Source organism: Bacillus atrophaeus (assembly GCF_039519175.1).
GTDB lineage: Bacteria > Bacillota > Bacilli > Bacillales > Bacillaceae > Bacillus > Bacillus atrophaeus.
Genome location: NZ_CP154443.1, coordinates 3,013,236 through 3,028,569 on the forward strand (window position 1 = coordinate 3,013,236; position 15,334 = coordinate 3,028,569).

The following is a 15,334-nucleotide window of genomic DNA, read 5'->3' on the forward strand; positions in this document are numbered from 1 at the left end:
AGTCAGGAGGACATAAGCTATGTTTCGTAATGTAAAGGAATTAATTGCGATTACAAAAGAAAAACAAATTCCCATTTCAGAGGTGATGATCGCTCAGGAAATGGAAGTATCGGAAAAGACGAGAGCCGAAATTTTCGAACAGATGGAGCACAACCTGACCGTGATGGAAGCGGCAGTTGAAAGAGGCATTAAAGGCGTAACAAGCCAAACAGGCTTGACTGGGGGAGACGCGGTTAAGCTGCAAGCCTATATTGAATCAGGCAAAAGCCTGTCGGGCTCTCTCATTTTAGATGCGGTATCAAAAGCAGTCGCGACGAATGAAGTCAACGCCGCGATGGGCACGATCTGCGCTACGCCCACCGCCGGATCAGCGGGTGTCGTTCCGGGAACTTTATTTGCGGTAAAGGGAAAACTGAATCCGACAAAAGAACAGATGGTGCGCTTTTTGTTTACATCAGGAGCGTTCGGCTTTGTCGTTGCCAATAATGCGAGTATATCAGGCGCAGCCGGCGGGTGTCAGGCTGAGGTCGGATCAGCTTCAGGGATGGCCGCAGCGGCAATTGTGGAAATGGCCGGAGGAACACCGGAACAATGTGCGGAAGCCATGGCCATTACGCTGAAGAACATGCTTGGGCTAGTGTGTGATCCGGTGGCGGGCCTTGTGGAAGTGCCATGTGTGAAGCGGAATGCAATGGGCGCCTCAAATGCAATGATTGCTGCTGATATGGCGCTTGCCGGTATCACGAGCCGCATCCCGTGTGACGAGGTCATTGACGCCATGTACAAAATTGGCCAAACGATGCCGACTTCGCTAAGAGAAACTGGGCAGGGCGGATTAGCGGCAACACCGACCGGAAGAGAATTAGAGAAAAAAATATTCGGAGGAGCGCTCAGTTCAAGTGAAACGTCTGCAAACTAGTATTTCTCATATCAAAGGTATCGGATCAGAAACAGAAAAAACACTTCATGAACTTGGTATCTATGATGTGTCTGATCTGCTGAACTATTTTCCCTACCGTTATGATGACTACGAGCTGAGAGATTTAGAAGACGTCAAGCATGATGAAAGAGTCACCGTCGAAGGGAAGGTTCACTCAGAGCCTTCTCTCACTTATTACGGCAAAAAGCGAAACAGGCTGACATTCCGGCTTTTGGTCGGCCATTATTTAATTACGGCCGTTTGCTTTAACCGCCCTTATTTGAAAAAAAAGCTCTCGCTCGGTTCAGTGGTCACCATATCTGGAAAATGGGACAAGCACCGCCAGACTATCATGGTGCAGGAACTGAAAAACGGCCCGCATCAAGAGGATAAAAGTATAGAGCCGGTTTACTCAGTAAAAGAAAATGTCACCGTGAAAATGATGAGAAGATTCATTCAGCAGGCACTTTCCCAATATCTTGACACAATGTCTGATCCGTTGCCTGAAAAACTCAGGCTCCATTATAAACTGCCGGATTATCATCAAGCATTAAAAACGATGCATCAGCCAGAAACGAGAGAATCTTTAAAGCAGGCTAGGCGCCGTTTCGTCTATGAAGAATTCCTGCTGTTTCAGCTGAAAATGCAGGCGTTCCGGAAAGCTGAGCGAGAACAATCACAAGGCATCAAGCATCATTTTTCCAACGAAGAACTGATGAGCTTTGTAGAAAGCCTTCCGTTTCCCCTTACGAATGCACAGTCCCGCGTGCTACGCGACATTACGGCGGATATGTCTTCGCCGTACAGAATGAACCGGCTGCTTCAAGGGGACGTAGGGTCTGGGAAAACGGCCGTGGCAGCTATCGCGCTGTACGCAGCCATTCTATCAGGCTACCAAGGTGCGCTTATGGTGCCGACAGAAATACTTGCCGAGCAGCACGCGGATTCTCTCGTTGCCCTATTTGAGAATTGGAATGTGAATATCGCTCTGCTCACAAGCTCAGTCAAAGGCAAACGGCGCAGGGAACTGCTTGAAAGACTGCAAGCGGGAGATATCGATATACTCGTAGGAACCCACGCCCTGATACAGGACGAGGTCGAGTTTAAAGCTTTGGGCCTTGTAATTACAGATGAACAGCATAGGTTTGGAGTGGAGCAGCGCAAAAAGCTCAGGAACAAGGGGCAGGATCCTGATGTGTTATTTATGACCGCTACCCCGATTCCCCGGACACTCGCAATTACCGTTTTTGGAGAAATGGATGTATCGGTTATTGATGAAATGCCGGCAGGGCGTAAACAAATCGAAACCTATTGGGTGAAGCACGACATGCTTGACCGCATTTTGTCATTCATTGAAAAAGAAGTAAGACAGGGCAGGCAGGCGTATATCATTTGTCCGCTGATTGAAGAGTCTGACAAACTGGATGTGCAAAATGCCATTGATGTATACAACATGCTTTCAGAAGTTTATCGGGGCAAATGGAATGTGGGACTGATGCATGGAAAGCTGCACTCTGATGAAAAAGATCAGGTGATGAGGGAATTCAGCGCAAATGAGTGTCAGATATTAGTTTCAACAACAGTAGTTGAAGTAGGCGTGAATGTCCCGAATGCCACGATTATGGTTATATATGATGCTGACCGTTTCGGCTTATCCCAGCTTCATCAGCTCCGGGGACGGGTCGGACGCGGAGAATATCAATCCTTCTGTATTTTGATGGCTGATCCGAAATCCGAAACCGGGAAAGAGCGGATGAGAATAATGTCTGAGACCAATGACGGTTTTGAATTGTCTGAGAAGGATTTGGAATTGCGCGGTCCTGGTGACTTTTTCGGAAAAAAACAAAGCGGTATGCCTGAGTTCAAGGTGGCAGACATGGTCCATGATTACAGAGCCCTGGAAACGGCAAGGCAGGATGCGGCTGATCTGGTATCTTCAGAGGCTTTCTGGAACGAGCCGGAATACCAGGCGCTGAGAGAGCAGCTGTTGAAAAGCGGGGTAATGGACGGCGAAAAATTAAGCTGAGTTCAGAAATTTTTGGTTTTCTCTATAAACAATCGTTGCATTCCAATCTATGAGATTATATACTACTATTAGTACCTAGTCTTAATTGTCCGGATGGTGTTTATATATGAGGAGAAATAAGAAAGAACGCCAGGAATTGCTACAGCAGACGATAATAGCGACCCCTTTTATCACCGATGAAGAACTAGCGGGAAAATTCGGGGTGAGCATTCAGACTATCCGTCTGGATCGCTTAGAGCTCTCTATACCGGAGCTTCGAGAAAGAATAAAAAACGTTGCAGAGAAAACACTTGAAGATGAAGTGAAATCGCTGTCGTTAGATGAGGTCATTGGGGAGGTTATTGATCTCGAGCTTGATGAACAGGCGATTTCTATATTGGAAATTAAAAATGAGCATGTCTTCAGCCGTAATCAGATTGCGAGAGGGCATCATTTGTTTGCGCAGGCGAACTCACTTGCCGTTGCGGTCATTGATGATGAGCTGGCATTAACAGCGAGTGCAAATATCCGCTTTACAAGACAGGTGAAGCAGGGTGAGCGTGTCGTTGCTAAAGCAAAGGTGACTGCGGTCGAAAAAGATAAAGGCAGAACGGTTGTTGAGGTCAACAGCTATGTTGCGGAAGAGATTGTTTTTTCTGGAGACTTTGACATGTACCGTTCAAAACATTCATAAAGGTGGAGCATGCATGAGAATAGCTGTAGATGCTATGGGAGGAGACCACGCTCCCAAAGCTGTTATTGACGGAGTTATGAAGGCGATTGAAGCGTTTGATGATCTTCAAATTACGCTAGTCGGTGACAAAACAACAATAGAATCACACTTACCAACAACTTCAGAACGCATCACGGTGCTGCACGCCGATGAAGTGATTGAAGCGACAGATGAACCTGTACGCGCCGTACGCAGAAAAAAGAATTCTTCTATGGTGCTGATGGCTCAGGAAGTGGCAGAACAACGTGCTGATGCCTGCATTTCAGCAGGAAATACAGGCGCTTTAATGACAGCGGGGCTGTTTATCGTCGGAAGAATAAAAGGGATTGAACGCCCTGCGCTTGCGCCGACGTTGCCGACTGTTTCAGGTGAAGGCTTTCTCCTTCTCGATGTCGGAGCCAATGTGGATGCTAAACCAGAACACCTTGTTCAATACGCCATCATGGGTTCGGTTTATGCCAAACAAGTGCTTGGCATATCTGCTCCGAGAATCGGCCTTTTAAATGTCGGAACCGAGGATAAAAAAGGAAACGATCTGACAAAGCAGACATTTCAGCTGTTAAAGGAAACAAACGTCCAATTTATCGGAAACGTTGAAGCGAGAGATATTTTAGAGGGCGTTGCCGATGTAGTCGTAACAGACGGCTTCACGGGAAATGTTACGCTTAAAACCCTGGAAGGCTCTGCGATGTCTATTTTTAAAATGATGAAAGAAGCAATGACATCCAATTTCACTTCAAAGCTTGCAGCAGCAGTGCTTAAGCCGAAATTAAAAGAAATGAAATTGAAAATGGACTATTCCGAGTATGGAGGGGCCAGCCTTTTCGGATTGAAGGCGCCGGTGATTAAAGCGCACGGTTCTTCAGACGCCCGTGCGGTCTACCATGCCATTCGCCAGGCCAGAGACATGGTCAGCCAAAATGTCGCTGCTTTTATCGAAGAAGAAATAAAAGAAGAAAAAACGGATGCTTAATCTGGAGGTTTTATCATCATGAGCAAGGTTGCATTTTTATTCCCTGGACAGGGATCACAATTTATTGGAATGGGAAAAGAACTATATGAACGGGAATCCGTTTCAAAACGAATATTTGATGAAGCGGATGAAGCCTTGGAAACAAAGCTCAGCTCCCTCATTTTTGAAGGCGATGCCGAAGAATTAACTCTTACATATAATGCGCAGCCAGCACTGCTGACGACAAGCATCGCGATTCTTGAAAAATTTAAAGAGGCAGGCATTACACCGGATTTTACCGCCGGACACAGCCTCGGCGAATACTCAGCGCTTGTCGCAGCAGGAGCGATCTCTTTTAAAGATGCTGTTTATGCTGTCAGAAAACGCGGCGAATTTATGAATGAAGCGGTGCCTGCCGGAGAAGGTGCGATGGCGGCTATTCTAGGCATGGATGCCGAAGCTTTACAGCAGGTGACCGACAAAGTCACTGAAGAAGGAAATCTTGTCCAGCTTGCAAACTTGAACTGCCCGGGACAAATTGTCATCTCGGGAACCGCTAAAGGTGTTGAGCTTGCTTCAGAGCAAGCAAAAGAAAACGGTGCAAAACGGGCCATTCCGCTGGAGGTAAGCGGTCCTTTCCATTCGGAATTGATGAAACCGGCTGCAGAAAAGCTGGCAGAAGTACTGGACGCTTGTGAACTGAAAGATACGAATGTTCCTGTCATTTCAAATGTTTCTGCTGATGTAATGACAGAGAAAGAAGACATCAAAGCCAAGCTGATTGAGCAGCTTTACTCACCGGTCCGTTTTGAGGAAACAATTAACAAGCTGATTGACGAAGGTGTCACCGTTTTTATCGAAATCGGCCCCGGGAAAGTGCTGTCCGGACTTGTCAAAAAAGTAAACCGCCGTTTGAAAACCATTGCAGTTTCTGATCCGGAAACTATCGAGCTTGCAATTCAAACGTTAAAGGAGGAGTACGGAAATGCTGAATGATAAAACGGCTATCGTAACTGGAGCGTCACGCGGAATCGGCCGTGCGATTGCATTGGATTTGGCCAAAAACGGAGCTGACGTTGTCGTTAACTATTCGGGCAATGAAGCGAAAGCAAATGAAGTGGTTGATGAAATTAAATCACTCGGTCGAAAAGCAATTGCTGTAAAATGCGATGTATCAAATGCCGAAGATGTACAAAACATGATAAAAGAGACAATCGCGACTTTCTCTTCTATTGACATCCTGGTGAACAACGCCGGCATTACAAAAGACAACCTGCTGATGAGAATGAAAGAAAATGAGTGGGATGATGTTATCAACATTAACTTAAAAGGTGTCTTCAATTGCACCAAAGCTGTGACAAGACAAATGATGAAACAGCGTTCGGGCCGGATTATTAACGTGTCATCTATTGTAGGTGTCAGCGGAAACCCGGGACAAGCCAACTATGTCGCGGCAAAAGCCGGAGTCATCGGTTTAACTAAATCGTCAGCGAAAGAACTTGCAAGCCGCAATATTACCGTCAATGCAATTGCACCGGGATTTATTTCTACGGATATGACGGATAAACTGACCAAAGAAGTACAAGATGAAATGCTGAAACAAATTCCGCTCGCGCGTTTTGGCGATCCTCGTGACGTCAGCAGCGTTGTCACGTTCCTTGCTTCCGAAGGAGCACGTTACATGACAGGCCAGACGCTTCATATTGACGGCGGAATGGTGATGTAATATATTTTCTCGAAAATTTCATCATAGTTACTCTAGTTTTTTAAAAACGAATCAACTATAATACTTGAGGGGAGGTGAATTGCTATGGCAGATGCATTAGAGCGTGTAACAAAAATCATCGTAGACCGCCTTGGCGTAGATGAAGCAGACGTCAAACTTGAAGCTTCTTTCAAGGAAGACTTAGGTGCTGATTCCCTAGATGTAGTTGAACTTGTTATGGAACTTGAAGACGAGTTTGACATGGAGATTTCTGACGAAGATGCTGAAAAGATTGCAACAGTCGGCGACGCTGTGAACTACATACAAAACCAGCAATAAGCTAAAGCTAAAAGTCCCGTCTGAAAGCGGGGCTTTAGCCCTTTATTCGTGCAGTTATTACAGCATGCCGCTTTTACGTGCGCTGTATCCGGTTTAGTCAGAGAAGCGCGGTGAACCTGATGTGCCTATGGAGGTTACTATGTCAAAACACTCACATTATAAAGATAGAAAAACGTTCTATAAAAAAATTGAGCAATTTAAAGAGTTCCAAGAACGGATTTCAGTTCATTTTCAAAACGAAAAACTTTTGTATCAAGCATTTACACATTCATCGTATGTGAATGAGCATCGGAAAAAGCCATATGAAGATAATGAAAGGCTTGAATTTTTAGGTGACGCTGTTTTGGAATTGACGATCTCCCAATTCTTATTTGCCAAATATCCGGCTATGAGTGAAGGAGATTTGACGAAGCTGAGAGCCGCAATTGTATGCGAGCCGTCTCTCGTTTCTCTGGCTCATGAATTGTCATTCGGCGATCTTGTCCTACTAGGAAAAGGTGAAGAAATGACAGGCGGAAGGAAGCGTCCTGCACTTTTGGCTGATGTCTTCGAGGCGTTTATCGGAGCCTTATACCTTGACCAAGGATTAGAGCCGGTCGAAAGTTTCTTAAAAGTCTATGTGTTCCCTAAAATAAACGATGGTGCTTTTTCTCATGTGATGGATTTCAAAAGCCAGCTGCAAGAATTTGTACAGCGGGATGGTAAAGGCACGCTTGAGTATAAAATACAGAATGAAAAAGGGCCCGCGCACAATCGGGAATTCGAAGCGCTCGTATCCCTTAAAGGTGAAGCGCTCGGAATCGGAAACGGCCGTTCGAAGAAAGAAGCCGAACAGCACGCGGCGCAGGAAGCTCTTGCTAAATTGCAAAAACACCATACGAAACAATAAAATCCCCCTGCATCTCCAAGGGGGATTTCAGTATGTTCCGGACAAGTTTATGATAAAATTGAAATACTTAATTCATACATAAGGAGGATCGCTATGTTCCTCAAACGTTTAGACGTTATAGGATTTAAATCATTTGCAGAACGGATCTCCGTTGATTTTGTAAAAGGCGTCACCGCCGTTGTCGGTCCGAACGGCAGCGGAAAAAGCAATATAACAGACGCCATTCGCTGGGTTCTTGGAGAACAATCAGCGCGGTCTCTTCGCGGGGGAAAAATGGAAGATATTATTTTCGCCGGAAGCGATTCGCGAAAGAGATTAAATCTTGCTGAGGTCACATTGACACTCGACAATGACGATCATTTTTTGCCGATTGATTTCCACGAAGTCAGCGTGACAAGAAGAGTTTACAGATCAGGCGAGAGTGAATTTCTTATCAATAATCAGCCATGCCGTTTAAAGGATATCATTGATTTATTTATGGACTCCGGGCTTGGAAAAGAAGCATTTTCCATCATCAGCCAAGGGAAAGTCGAAGAAATCCTGAGCAGCAAGGCGGAAGAGCGGCGAAGCATCTTTGAAGAAGCTGCCGGGGTGCTCAAATATAAAACAAGAAAGAAAAAAGCGGAAAACAAACTGTTTGAAACACAGGATAATTTAAACAGAGTGGAAGATATATTACATGAGCTTGAAGGTCAGGTAGAACCGCTGAAAATCCAGGCATCCATAGCAAAAGACTATCTGGATAAAAAGAAAGAGCTGGAACATGTGGAGATCGCTCTGACCGCTTATGATATTGAAGAGCTGCACGGCAAGTGGACGAGCCTTCAGAAAAAAGTTCAAATCGCAAAAGAGGAAGAGGTCGCTGAATCTTCTGCTATTTCTGCAAAGGAAGCAAAAATCGAAGACACACGCGATAAAATCCAAGCGCTTGACGAATCGGTTGATGAGCTTCAACAGGTCCTTTTAGTCACAAGTGAAGAGCTTGAAAAACTGGAAGGGCGCAAAGAAGTACTGAAAGAGCGTAAGAAAAACGCCACTCAAAACCGAGAACAACTTGAAGAAGCAATTATTCTCTATCAGCAAAAAGAAACCGAGCTGAAAGAGAATATCACAAAGCAGACGGCGGTATTTGAAAAGCTGAGGGCAGAAGTGAAGCAACTTCAGGCCCAGGCCAAAGAAAAGCAGCAGGCACTGAATCTGCACAGTGAAAATGTTGAAGAGAAAATCGAACAGCTGAAAAGCGATTACTTTGAGTTATTAAACAGCCAGGCCTCCTTCCGCAATGAGCTGCAGCTTTTAGATGACCAAATGTCCCAGTCTGCTGTGCAGCAGCAAAGAATGACAGCCAATAACGAAAAATACATTCAAGAACGAAAAGAAATTTCTGAAAAAAAGGCCGCGTGTGAAACCGAATTTGCGCGCATTGAGCATGACATGCACCGCCAAGTGGCACAGTACCGTGAAGCCCAGTCGAAATATGAACAGAAAAAACGCCAATATGAAAAAAATGAATCTGCGCTTTATCAGGCGTATCAATTCGTACAGCAGGCAAAGTCAAAAAAAGACATGCTGGAAACGATGCAGGGAGATTTCTCCGGATTTTATCAAGGCGTAAAGGAAGTGCTGAAAGCAAAAAACAAGCTTGACGGCATTCATGGGGCGGTACTTGAACTCATCACAACGGAACAAACGTATGAAACGGCAATTGAAATCGCTCTTGGCGCTTCTGCCCAGCACGTCATAACAGAAAACGAGCAATCTGCCCGCCAGGCCATTCAATATTTAAAGCAGCATTCATTCGGCCGGGCGACATTTCTGCCTCTTTCTGTTGTGAAAGATCGTCAGCTCCAAAGCCGTGATGCAGAAACAGCGGAAAAACATCCGGCATTTATCGGTGTGGCAAGCGATCTCGTCACATTTGAGCCGGCATACCGCCGCGTCATTCAAAACCTGCTTGGAACAGTCCTGATAACCGAGCACTTAAAGGGAGCAAACGAGCTCGCCAAGCAGCTGGGACACAGATACCGCATCGTCACGCTTGAAGGAGATGTGGTGAATCCGGGCGGCTCCATGACCGGGGGAGCAGTCAAGAAGAAAAACAATTCGCTTCTCGGAAGAAGCCGGGAGCTTGAAACCATCACTAAACGGCTTGTGGAAATGGAAGAAAAAACAGCTCTCTTGGAAAGTGAAGTCAAATCCGTCAAGCAATCCATTCAGGAATCTGAGAACAAGCTTGCTGAATTGAGGGAAGCCGGAGAAAATTTAAGGCTGAAGCAGCAGGACATCAAAGGCCAGCTATACGAGCTGCAAATTGCCGAGAAGAATATCAATACTCATTTAGAGCTCTACGATCAGGAAAAATCGGCTCTTCTGGAAAACGATCAAGAAAAGAATGCACGCAAGCGTCAGCTTGAAAAAGAGCTTGCAGAAGTGTCTGATCAAATAAAAGAGCTTGAAGAGGAAATGGAAAGGCTCACACAGCAAAAGCAAATGCAAACTTCAACGAAAGAATCATTATCAAATGAGCTGACAGAACACAAAATCGCCGCGGCGAAAAAGGAACAAGTCTGTACGAATGAAGAGGAAAATCTCAACAGACTGAAGAAAGAGCTGGAAGAAACGCAGCTCGCCTTAAAAGAAACCGCCGAGGATTTAAGCTTCTTAACGACAGAGATGTCATCCAGCACAAGCGGGGAAGTGAAGCTTGAAGAAGCTGCAAAAGCCAAATTAAATGATAAAACTAGAACGGCTGAACTGATTTCTGTAAGACGGAACCAGCGCATGAAACTCCAGCAGGGCCTAGATACATACGAACTCGAACTGAAAGAAATGAAGCGGCTGTATAAACAAAAGACAACGCTCTTAAAAGACGAGGAAGTAAAACTCGGCCGGATGGAAGTCGAGCTGGATAATTTATTGCAGTACTTACGTGAAGAGTACAGTCTGTCCTTTGAAGGGGCGAAAGAAAAGTACCAGCTTGAAACAGACCCGGAAGAAGCCAGAAAAAGAGTCAAATTGATTAAGCTGGCAATAGAGGAGCTTGGCACCGTCAACCTCGGAAGCATAGATGAATTCGAGCGGGTCAATGAACGGTACGAATTTTTGAGTGAGCAGAAAAATGACCTGACAGAAGCGAAGAATACGCTGTTCCAAGTCATTGAGGAAATGGATGAGGAAATGACGAAGCGTTTCAATGATACGTTCGTACAGATCCGTTCTCACTTCGATCACGTCTTTCGTTCCTTGTTCGGAGGCGGCCGTGCGGAGCTAAAGCTTACTGATCCGAACGATCTGCTTCATTCGGGAGTTGATATCATCGCGCAGCCTCCGGGGAAAAAATTGCAGAATCTGAGCCTTTTATCAGGCGGGGAACGAGCCCTTACGGCTATAGCCCTTCTCTTCTCGATTCTAAAGGTAAGGCCTGTGCCGTTTTGTGTATTGGATGAGGTAGAGGCGGCACTTGACGAGGCAAATGTTTTCCGTTTTGCGCAATACTTGAAAAAATACAGCGGCGAAACACAGTTTATCGTGATCACCCACAGAAAAGGGACAATGGAAGAAGCAGACGTGCTCTACGGCGTTACAATGCAGGAATCTGGGGTTTCAAAGCTGGTCTCGGTCAAGCTGGAGGAAACAAAAGAATTAGTTCAGTAACGAGGAAAGAGGTTGAAAGATGAGCTTTTTTAAAAAATTAAAAGAGAAAATCACAAAACAGACAGACTCCGTATCTGAAAAATTTAAAGAGGGATTGGAGAAAACTAGGAGTTCCTTTCAAGATAAAGTAAATGATCTTGTGTCACGCTACCGCAAAGTGGATGAAGATTTCTTTGAAGAGCTTGAAGAAGTGCTGATCGGAGCGGATGTAGGCTTTACGACAGTCATGGAACTGATTGATGAGCTGAAAAAAGAAGTCAAACTGAGAAATATCCAAGATCCTCAGGAAGTACAATCTGTTATTTCGGAGAAATTGGTTGAGATTTATAACAGCGGAGATGAGCAGGTTTCTGACTTGAATATTCAAGCAGGACGTTTGAATGTCATTCTTTTAGTTGGTGTAAACGGAGTGGGAAAAACGACAACGATCGGCAAGCTTGCGCATAAGCTGAAAGAGGAAGGCAAATCTGTCGTTCTTGCAGCTGGAGATACGTTCAGAGCTGGGGCTATCGAACAGCTGGAAGTATGGGGAGAACGGACAGGAGTGCCTGTTATTAAGCAGGCTGCCGGGAGCGACCCTGCGGCTGTTATATATGACGCTGTTCACGCTGCGAAAGCGCGGGAAGCCGATGTGCTCATTTGTGATACAGCCGGCCGTCTTCAAAATAAAGTGAACTTGATGAAGGAGCTTGAAAAGGTAAAACGCGTGATTGAAAGGGAGGTACCCCAAGCGCCTCACGAGGTGCTGCTGGCCCTTGACGCAACAACCGGACAAAATGCGATGGCTCAGGCGAAAGAATTCTCAAAAGCAACCAATGTAACAGGAATTGCCTTAACCAAACTCGACGGAACGGCAAAAGGCGGAATTGTTCTTGCGATCCGCAACGAGCTTCATATCCCTGTAAAACTGGTGGGCCTTGGAGAAAAAGTTGATGATCTCCAGCAATTCGATCCGGAATCATACGTATACGGACTCTTTTCAGACTTAGTTGAAAATGCAGATGAATAATCGGAAAAACCGGGGGCTTCCCCGGTTTTTTTATTTTTCACTATAAACTTTAAAGGGAACCATCTCGCAGGAGTAAAAGGATTTCCCGCAGTCTGATTGTGTGATTTTACTCATGTTAACCTCTATAATTTTGCCTTCCTTTACATATATCAGCATCAAGTTCTTTTTTTTGAATATGATCAAATCAATTTGTGAAAATAGGCATTTTTCTTTGACAAGATAAAAACTTGACAGTTGATATAAAACCATGTAAACTAAGTTTTCGTAAAGGGATTTGACTTAACAAAGGGGAGAGCTCATGATGTCGCTCGAAAAAACAACGAGAATGAACTATCTGTTTGATTTTTATCAGTCGTTGTTAACGTCCAAACAGAAGAGCTATATGTCGCTTTATTACTTGGACGATTTCTCCCTTGGCGAAATAGCCGAAGAATATGACGTGTCCAGACAAGCCGTTTATGACAATATTAAACGTACAGAAGCAATGCTTGAACAATATGAAGAAAAGCTGCTCCTGCTGAAAAAGTTTCAGGAGCGTAAAGAGATCTTTCATAAGCTGAAGGAGCTCACGTCCGACGTTAAAGAGAAGGAAGACGTTGAAGCTCTTATCGAAGCGCTTGAGAAATTAGATTAGGAGGCGGCAAACAATGGCATTTGAAGGATTAGCCGACCGACTGCAGCAGACGATTTCCAAAATCCGCGGAAAAGGTAAAGTCACCGAACAAGATGTAAAAGAAATGATGCGTGAAGTTCGGCTTGCGCTTCTTGAGGCCGACGTAAACTTTAAAGTGGTTAAGGACTTTGTGAAAAAAGTGAGTGAAAGAGCCGTCGGCCAAGACGTCATGCAAAGCCTGACGCCCGGCCAGCAGGTTATTAAGGTTGTAAAAGAGGAATTAACCGAGCTGATGGGCGGAGAAGAAAGCAAAATCGCCGTAGCGAAGCGGCCGCCTACCGTCATTATGATGGTGGGTCTTCAAGGGGCGGGTAAAACGACAACCACCGGGAAGCTTGCGAATCTGCTCCGTAAAAAGCATAACCGTAAACCGCTTCTGGTTGCCGCTGATATTTACCGTCCCGCTGCGATCAAGCAGCTGGAGACACTCGGTAAACAGCTTGATATGCCTGTTTTTTCTCTTGGCGACCAGGTAAGCCCGGTTGAAATTGCCAAGCAGGCCATTGAAAAAGCCAAGGAAGAACATCATGATTATGTCATTTTGGATACCGCCGGCCGTTTGCACATTGACCATGAACTCATGGATGAATTGGCAAATGTAAAAGAAATCGCGAACCCGGAGGAAATCTTCCTTGTCGTCGACTCAATGACTGGTCAAGACGCCGTAAATGTGGCCAAAAGCTTTAACGAACAGCTCGGTTTAACGGGTGTTGTTTTAACGAAACTTGACGGTGACACGCGCGGAGGGGCAGCCCTTTCCATTCGGGCGGTTACGAATACGCCGATTAAATTTGCCGGCTTAGGAGAAAAGCTTGACGCGCTTGAAGCTTTCCACCCTGAGCGAATGGCATCCCGAATTCTCGGAATGGGCGACGTTCTGACATTAATTGAAAAAGCTCAGGCAAGTGTCGATGAAGACAAAGCAAAAGAGCTGGAACAAAAAATGAGGACGATGAGTTTCACACTTGATGATTTTCTGGAGCAGCTCGGACAGGTTCGCAACATGGGGCCTCTTGATGAGCTTCTGCAAATGATGCCCGGCGCGGGGAAAATGAAGGGCTTAAAGAACATTCAGGTGGATGAAAAGCAGCTGAATCACGTTGAAGCCATCATTAAATCAATGACTGTTCTTGAAAAAGAACAGCCGGATCTCATCAATGCAAGCCGGCGTAAGCGGATTGCAAAAGGAAGCGGGACATCCGTACAGGAAGTCAATCGTCTGCTGAAGCAGTTTGAAGAAATGAAAAAAATGATGAAGCAGATGACCAACATGTCAAAAGGAAAGAAAAAGGGATTTAAATTACCTTTTATGTAATCGGTTATACATGATAAAACCATTGTTAAGAAAAAACACTTTACAAACACTTTTATCATTGTTAATATACTATCTTGTTGAAATATTTTCGGAGGTGCTAGTAAAATGGCAGTAAAAATTCGTTTAAAACGTATGGGATCAAAAAGATCTCCTTTCTATCGTATTGTTGTAGCAGATTCTCGTTCACCACGTGACGGCCGTTTCATCGAAACAGTCGGAACTTACAACCCGGTTGTAAAACCAGCAGAAGTGAAAATTGATGAAGAGCTTGCTCTTAAATGGCTTCAAACTGGAGCTAAACCTTCTGACACAGTTCGTAACTTGTTCTCTAACCAAGGAATCATGGAAAAATTCCACAACGCTAAACAAGGCAAGTAATGACTGATCAACACTTGGAAGATTTGATTGTGACGATTGTGGCTCCGCTTGTTGACCATCCGGAAGACATTCGGGTCATAAGAGAAGAAACTGATCAAAAGATTGCGCTTCGCTTATCTGTTAATAAATCAGATACCGGTAAAATTATCGGAAAGCAAGGCCGGACTGCAAAAGCGATTCGAACAGTTGTGTTTGCGGCTGGCGCTCGGTCTTCTAAGAAAGTTCAACTTGAGATATTTGACTAAAGGGAGAGGGCCGGCACCTCCCCTTTTTTTACACGAAAAAATGGGTAAACAGTTAAAAGAGAGACATGATAAATAGGTCAAACCGCTTTTCGTCAGGAAAAATGTTTTGAAAGTAGGGAGCCTGGTGCCATGCAGATTATTCACCGTGTAACCGTCATGCAAGTCTTAACCGAGCACAGTAAAGAGAAGCTTGTGGCCTCTTTTGAAGAAAAAAAACAATCGCTTGAGCGAGAATGCAACCAGCTCTATTTCCAGCTTAGAAAACATGAAAAAGATCATCTTAACCCTGATGTCACAGAACAATTTAAAAAAGCGATAGAAAAAAGACAAGACAAAATCAAAATGATCGATTTCCAAATCAACCAAGCGCACACATTGCCGCTTGGAAGCGAAGTGAAAGAAAAGGAAATCGACGCGCTGTTATCCATTGATGTCGGCGATAACTGGCACGAGAAAACAGCAGCAAATACCATCGTCATTAAAGACGGAGTGGTAATCGAAATTCGCCCGAGGTGATG

15 protein-coding genes are annotated in these 15,334 nt (G+C 44.9%); all 15 read left to right on the forward strand.

The genetic code is table 11. The features are described 5' to 3' along the window. Window positions 1-19: 19 nt before the first annotated feature. The 15 genes from sdaAA to AAHT65_RS15430 all read left to right on the forward strand — a co-directional run bounded on the left by sdaAA (window position 20) and on the right by AAHT65_RS15430 (window position 15,332). Window positions 20-919, forward strand: a complete 900-nt coding sequence (sdaAA, locus tag AAHT65_RS15360) for an L-serine ammonia-lyase, iron-sulfur-dependent, subunit alpha (RefSeq protein ID WP_061571541.1) — start codon at window positions 20-22, stop codon at window positions 917-919. Continuing rightward, window positions 900-2,945 carry an ATP-dependent DNA helicase RecG gene (gene recG / locus AAHT65_RS15365; RefSeq protein ID WP_003328982.1) on the forward strand — a complete coding sequence of 682 codons (2,046 nt, stop codon included), beginning with the start codon at window positions 900-902 and terminating at the stop codon, window positions 2,943-2,945. Before sdaAA ends, recG begins: the two co-directional genes overlap by 20 nt. A gap of 106 nt (window positions 2,946-3,051) precedes the next feature. After that, complete coding sequence (gene fapR / locus AAHT65_RS15370) at window positions 3,052-3,618, forward strand: transcription factor FapR (protein WP_010788582.1); 567 nt, start codon at window positions 3,052-3,054, stop codon at window positions 3,616-3,618. Between the two features lie 13 nt (window positions 3,619-3,631). Continuing rightward, on the forward strand, window positions 3,632-4,630 hold the full coding sequence (gene plsX / locus AAHT65_RS15375) for a phosphate acyltransferase PlsX (protein ID WP_010788583.1): 999 nt from the start codon (window positions 3,632-3,634) through the stop codon (window positions 4,628-4,630). 18 nt (window positions 4,631-4,648) lie between these two features. Beyond that, the gene (gene fabD, locus AAHT65_RS15380) at window positions 4,649-5,605 is read left to right on the forward strand and encodes an ACP S-malonyltransferase (protein WP_106271576.1); all 957 of its coding nucleotides are present in this window, start codon (window positions 4,649-4,651) and stop codon (window positions 5,603-5,605) included. Beyond that, a complete protein-coding gene (gene fabG / locus AAHT65_RS15385; RefSeq protein ID WP_003328977.1) occupies window positions 5,595-6,335 on the forward strand; it encodes a 3-oxoacyl-[acyl-carrier-protein] reductase in 741 nt (246 codons plus the stop codon). The genes fabD and fabG overlap by 11 nt, the downstream gene beginning before the upstream one ends. An 84-nt stretch (window positions 6,336-6,419) precedes the next feature. Then, window positions 6,420-6,653, forward strand: coding sequence for an acyl carrier protein (gene acpP / locus AAHT65_RS15390; protein WP_003328976.1), 234 nt, complete (start codon window positions 6,420-6,422; stop codon window positions 6,651-6,653). Between the two features lie 139 nt (window positions 6,654-6,792). Beyond that, window positions 6,793-7,542, forward strand: a complete 750-nt coding sequence (rncS, locus tag AAHT65_RS15395; protein ID WP_010788584.1) for a ribonuclease III — start codon at window positions 6,793-6,795, stop codon at window positions 7,540-7,542. Between the two features lie 93 nt (window positions 7,543-7,635). Then, window positions 7,636-11,196 (forward strand): chromosome segregation protein SMC, encoded by a 3,561-nt coding sequence (smc, locus tag AAHT65_RS15400; RefSeq protein WP_343310466.1) that lies wholly within the window; start codon window positions 7,636-7,638, stop codon window positions 11,194-11,196. 19 nt (window positions 11,197-11,215) lie between these two features. After that, entirely contained in the window at window positions 11,216-12,205 is a 990-nt protein-coding gene (gene ftsY / locus AAHT65_RS15405; protein ID WP_268477839.1) for a signal recognition particle-docking protein FtsY, read from the forward strand. A 301-nt stretch (window positions 12,206-12,506) separates the two neighbouring features. Continuing rightward, window positions 12,507-12,839, forward strand: coding sequence for a putative DNA-binding protein (locus AAHT65_RS15410; protein ID WP_003328972.1), 333 nt, complete (start codon window positions 12,507-12,509; stop codon window positions 12,837-12,839). Between the two features lie 13 nt (window positions 12,840-12,852). Then, complete coding sequence (ffh, locus tag AAHT65_RS15415; protein WP_010788589.1) at window positions 12,853-14,193, forward strand: signal recognition particle protein; 1,341 nt, start codon at window positions 12,853-12,855, stop codon at window positions 14,191-14,193. 105 nt (window positions 14,194-14,298) lie between these two features. Next, window positions 14,299-14,571, forward strand: coding sequence for a 30S ribosomal protein S16 (gene rpsP, locus AAHT65_RS15420; protein ID WP_010788590.1), 273 nt, complete (start codon window positions 14,299-14,301; stop codon window positions 14,569-14,571). Further along, the gene (locus AAHT65_RS15425) at window positions 14,571-14,816 is read left to right on the forward strand and encodes a KH domain-containing protein (RefSeq protein ID WP_010788591.1); all 246 of its coding nucleotides are present in this window, start codon (window positions 14,571-14,573) and stop codon (window positions 14,814-14,816) included. The genes rpsP and AAHT65_RS15425 overlap by 1 nt, the downstream gene beginning before the upstream one ends. 129 nt (window positions 14,817-14,945) lie before the next feature. Then, window positions 14,946-15,332, forward strand: a complete 387-nt coding sequence (locus AAHT65_RS15430) for a YlqD family protein (RefSeq protein ID WP_003328968.1) — start codon at window positions 14,946-14,948, stop codon at window positions 15,330-15,332. The last annotated feature ends 2 nt before the right edge of the window (window positions 15,333-15,334 follow it).

Coding starts and splice junctions, on each gene's coding strand:
- ffh (WP_010788589.1), top strand. CDS start 12,853: ATGGCATTTGAAGGATTAGCCGACCGACTGCAGCAGACGATTTCCAAA.
- smc (WP_343310466.1), top strand. CDS start 7,636: ATGTTCCTCAAACGTTTAGACGTTATAGGATTTAAATCATTTGCAGAA.
- fabD (WP_106271576.1), top strand. CDS start 4,649: ATGAGCAAGGTTGCATTTTTATTCCCTGGACAGGGATCACAATTTATT.
- AAHT65_RS15410 (WP_003328972.1), top strand. CDS start 12,507: ATGTCGCTCGAAAAAACAACGAGAATGAACTATCTGTTTGATTTTTAT.
- AAHT65_RS15425 (WP_010788591.1), top strand. CDS start 14,571: ATGACTGATCAACACTTGGAAGATTTGATTGTGACGATTGTGGCTCCG.
- AAHT65_RS15430 (WP_003328968.1), top strand. CDS start 14,946: ATGCAGATTATTCACCGTGTAACCGTCATGCAAGTCTTAACCGAGCAC.
- rpsP (WP_010788590.1), top strand. CDS start 14,299: ATGGCAGTAAAAATTCGTTTAAAACGTATGGGATCAAAAAGATCTCCT.
- fabG (WP_003328977.1), top strand. CDS start 5,595: ATGCTGAATGATAAAACGGCTATCGTAACTGGAGCGTCACGCGGAATC.
- acpP (WP_003328976.1), top strand. CDS start 6,420: ATGGCAGATGCATTAGAGCGTGTAACAAAAATCATCGTAGACCGCCTT.
- rncS (WP_010788584.1), top strand. CDS start 6,793: ATGTCAAAACACTCACATTATAAAGATAGAAAAACGTTCTATAAAAAA.
- sdaAA (WP_061571541.1), top strand. CDS start 20: ATGTTTCGTAATGTAAAGGAATTAATTGCGATTACAAAAGAAAAACAA.
- plsX (WP_010788583.1), top strand. CDS start 3,632: ATGAGAATAGCTGTAGATGCTATGGGAGGAGACCACGCTCCCAAAGCT.
- fapR (WP_010788582.1), top strand. CDS start 3,052: ATGAGGAGAAATAAGAAAGAACGCCAGGAATTGCTACAGCAGACGATA.
- ftsY (WP_268477839.1), top strand. CDS start 11,216: ATGAGCTTTTTTAAAAAATTAAAAGAGAAAATCACAAAACAGACAGAC.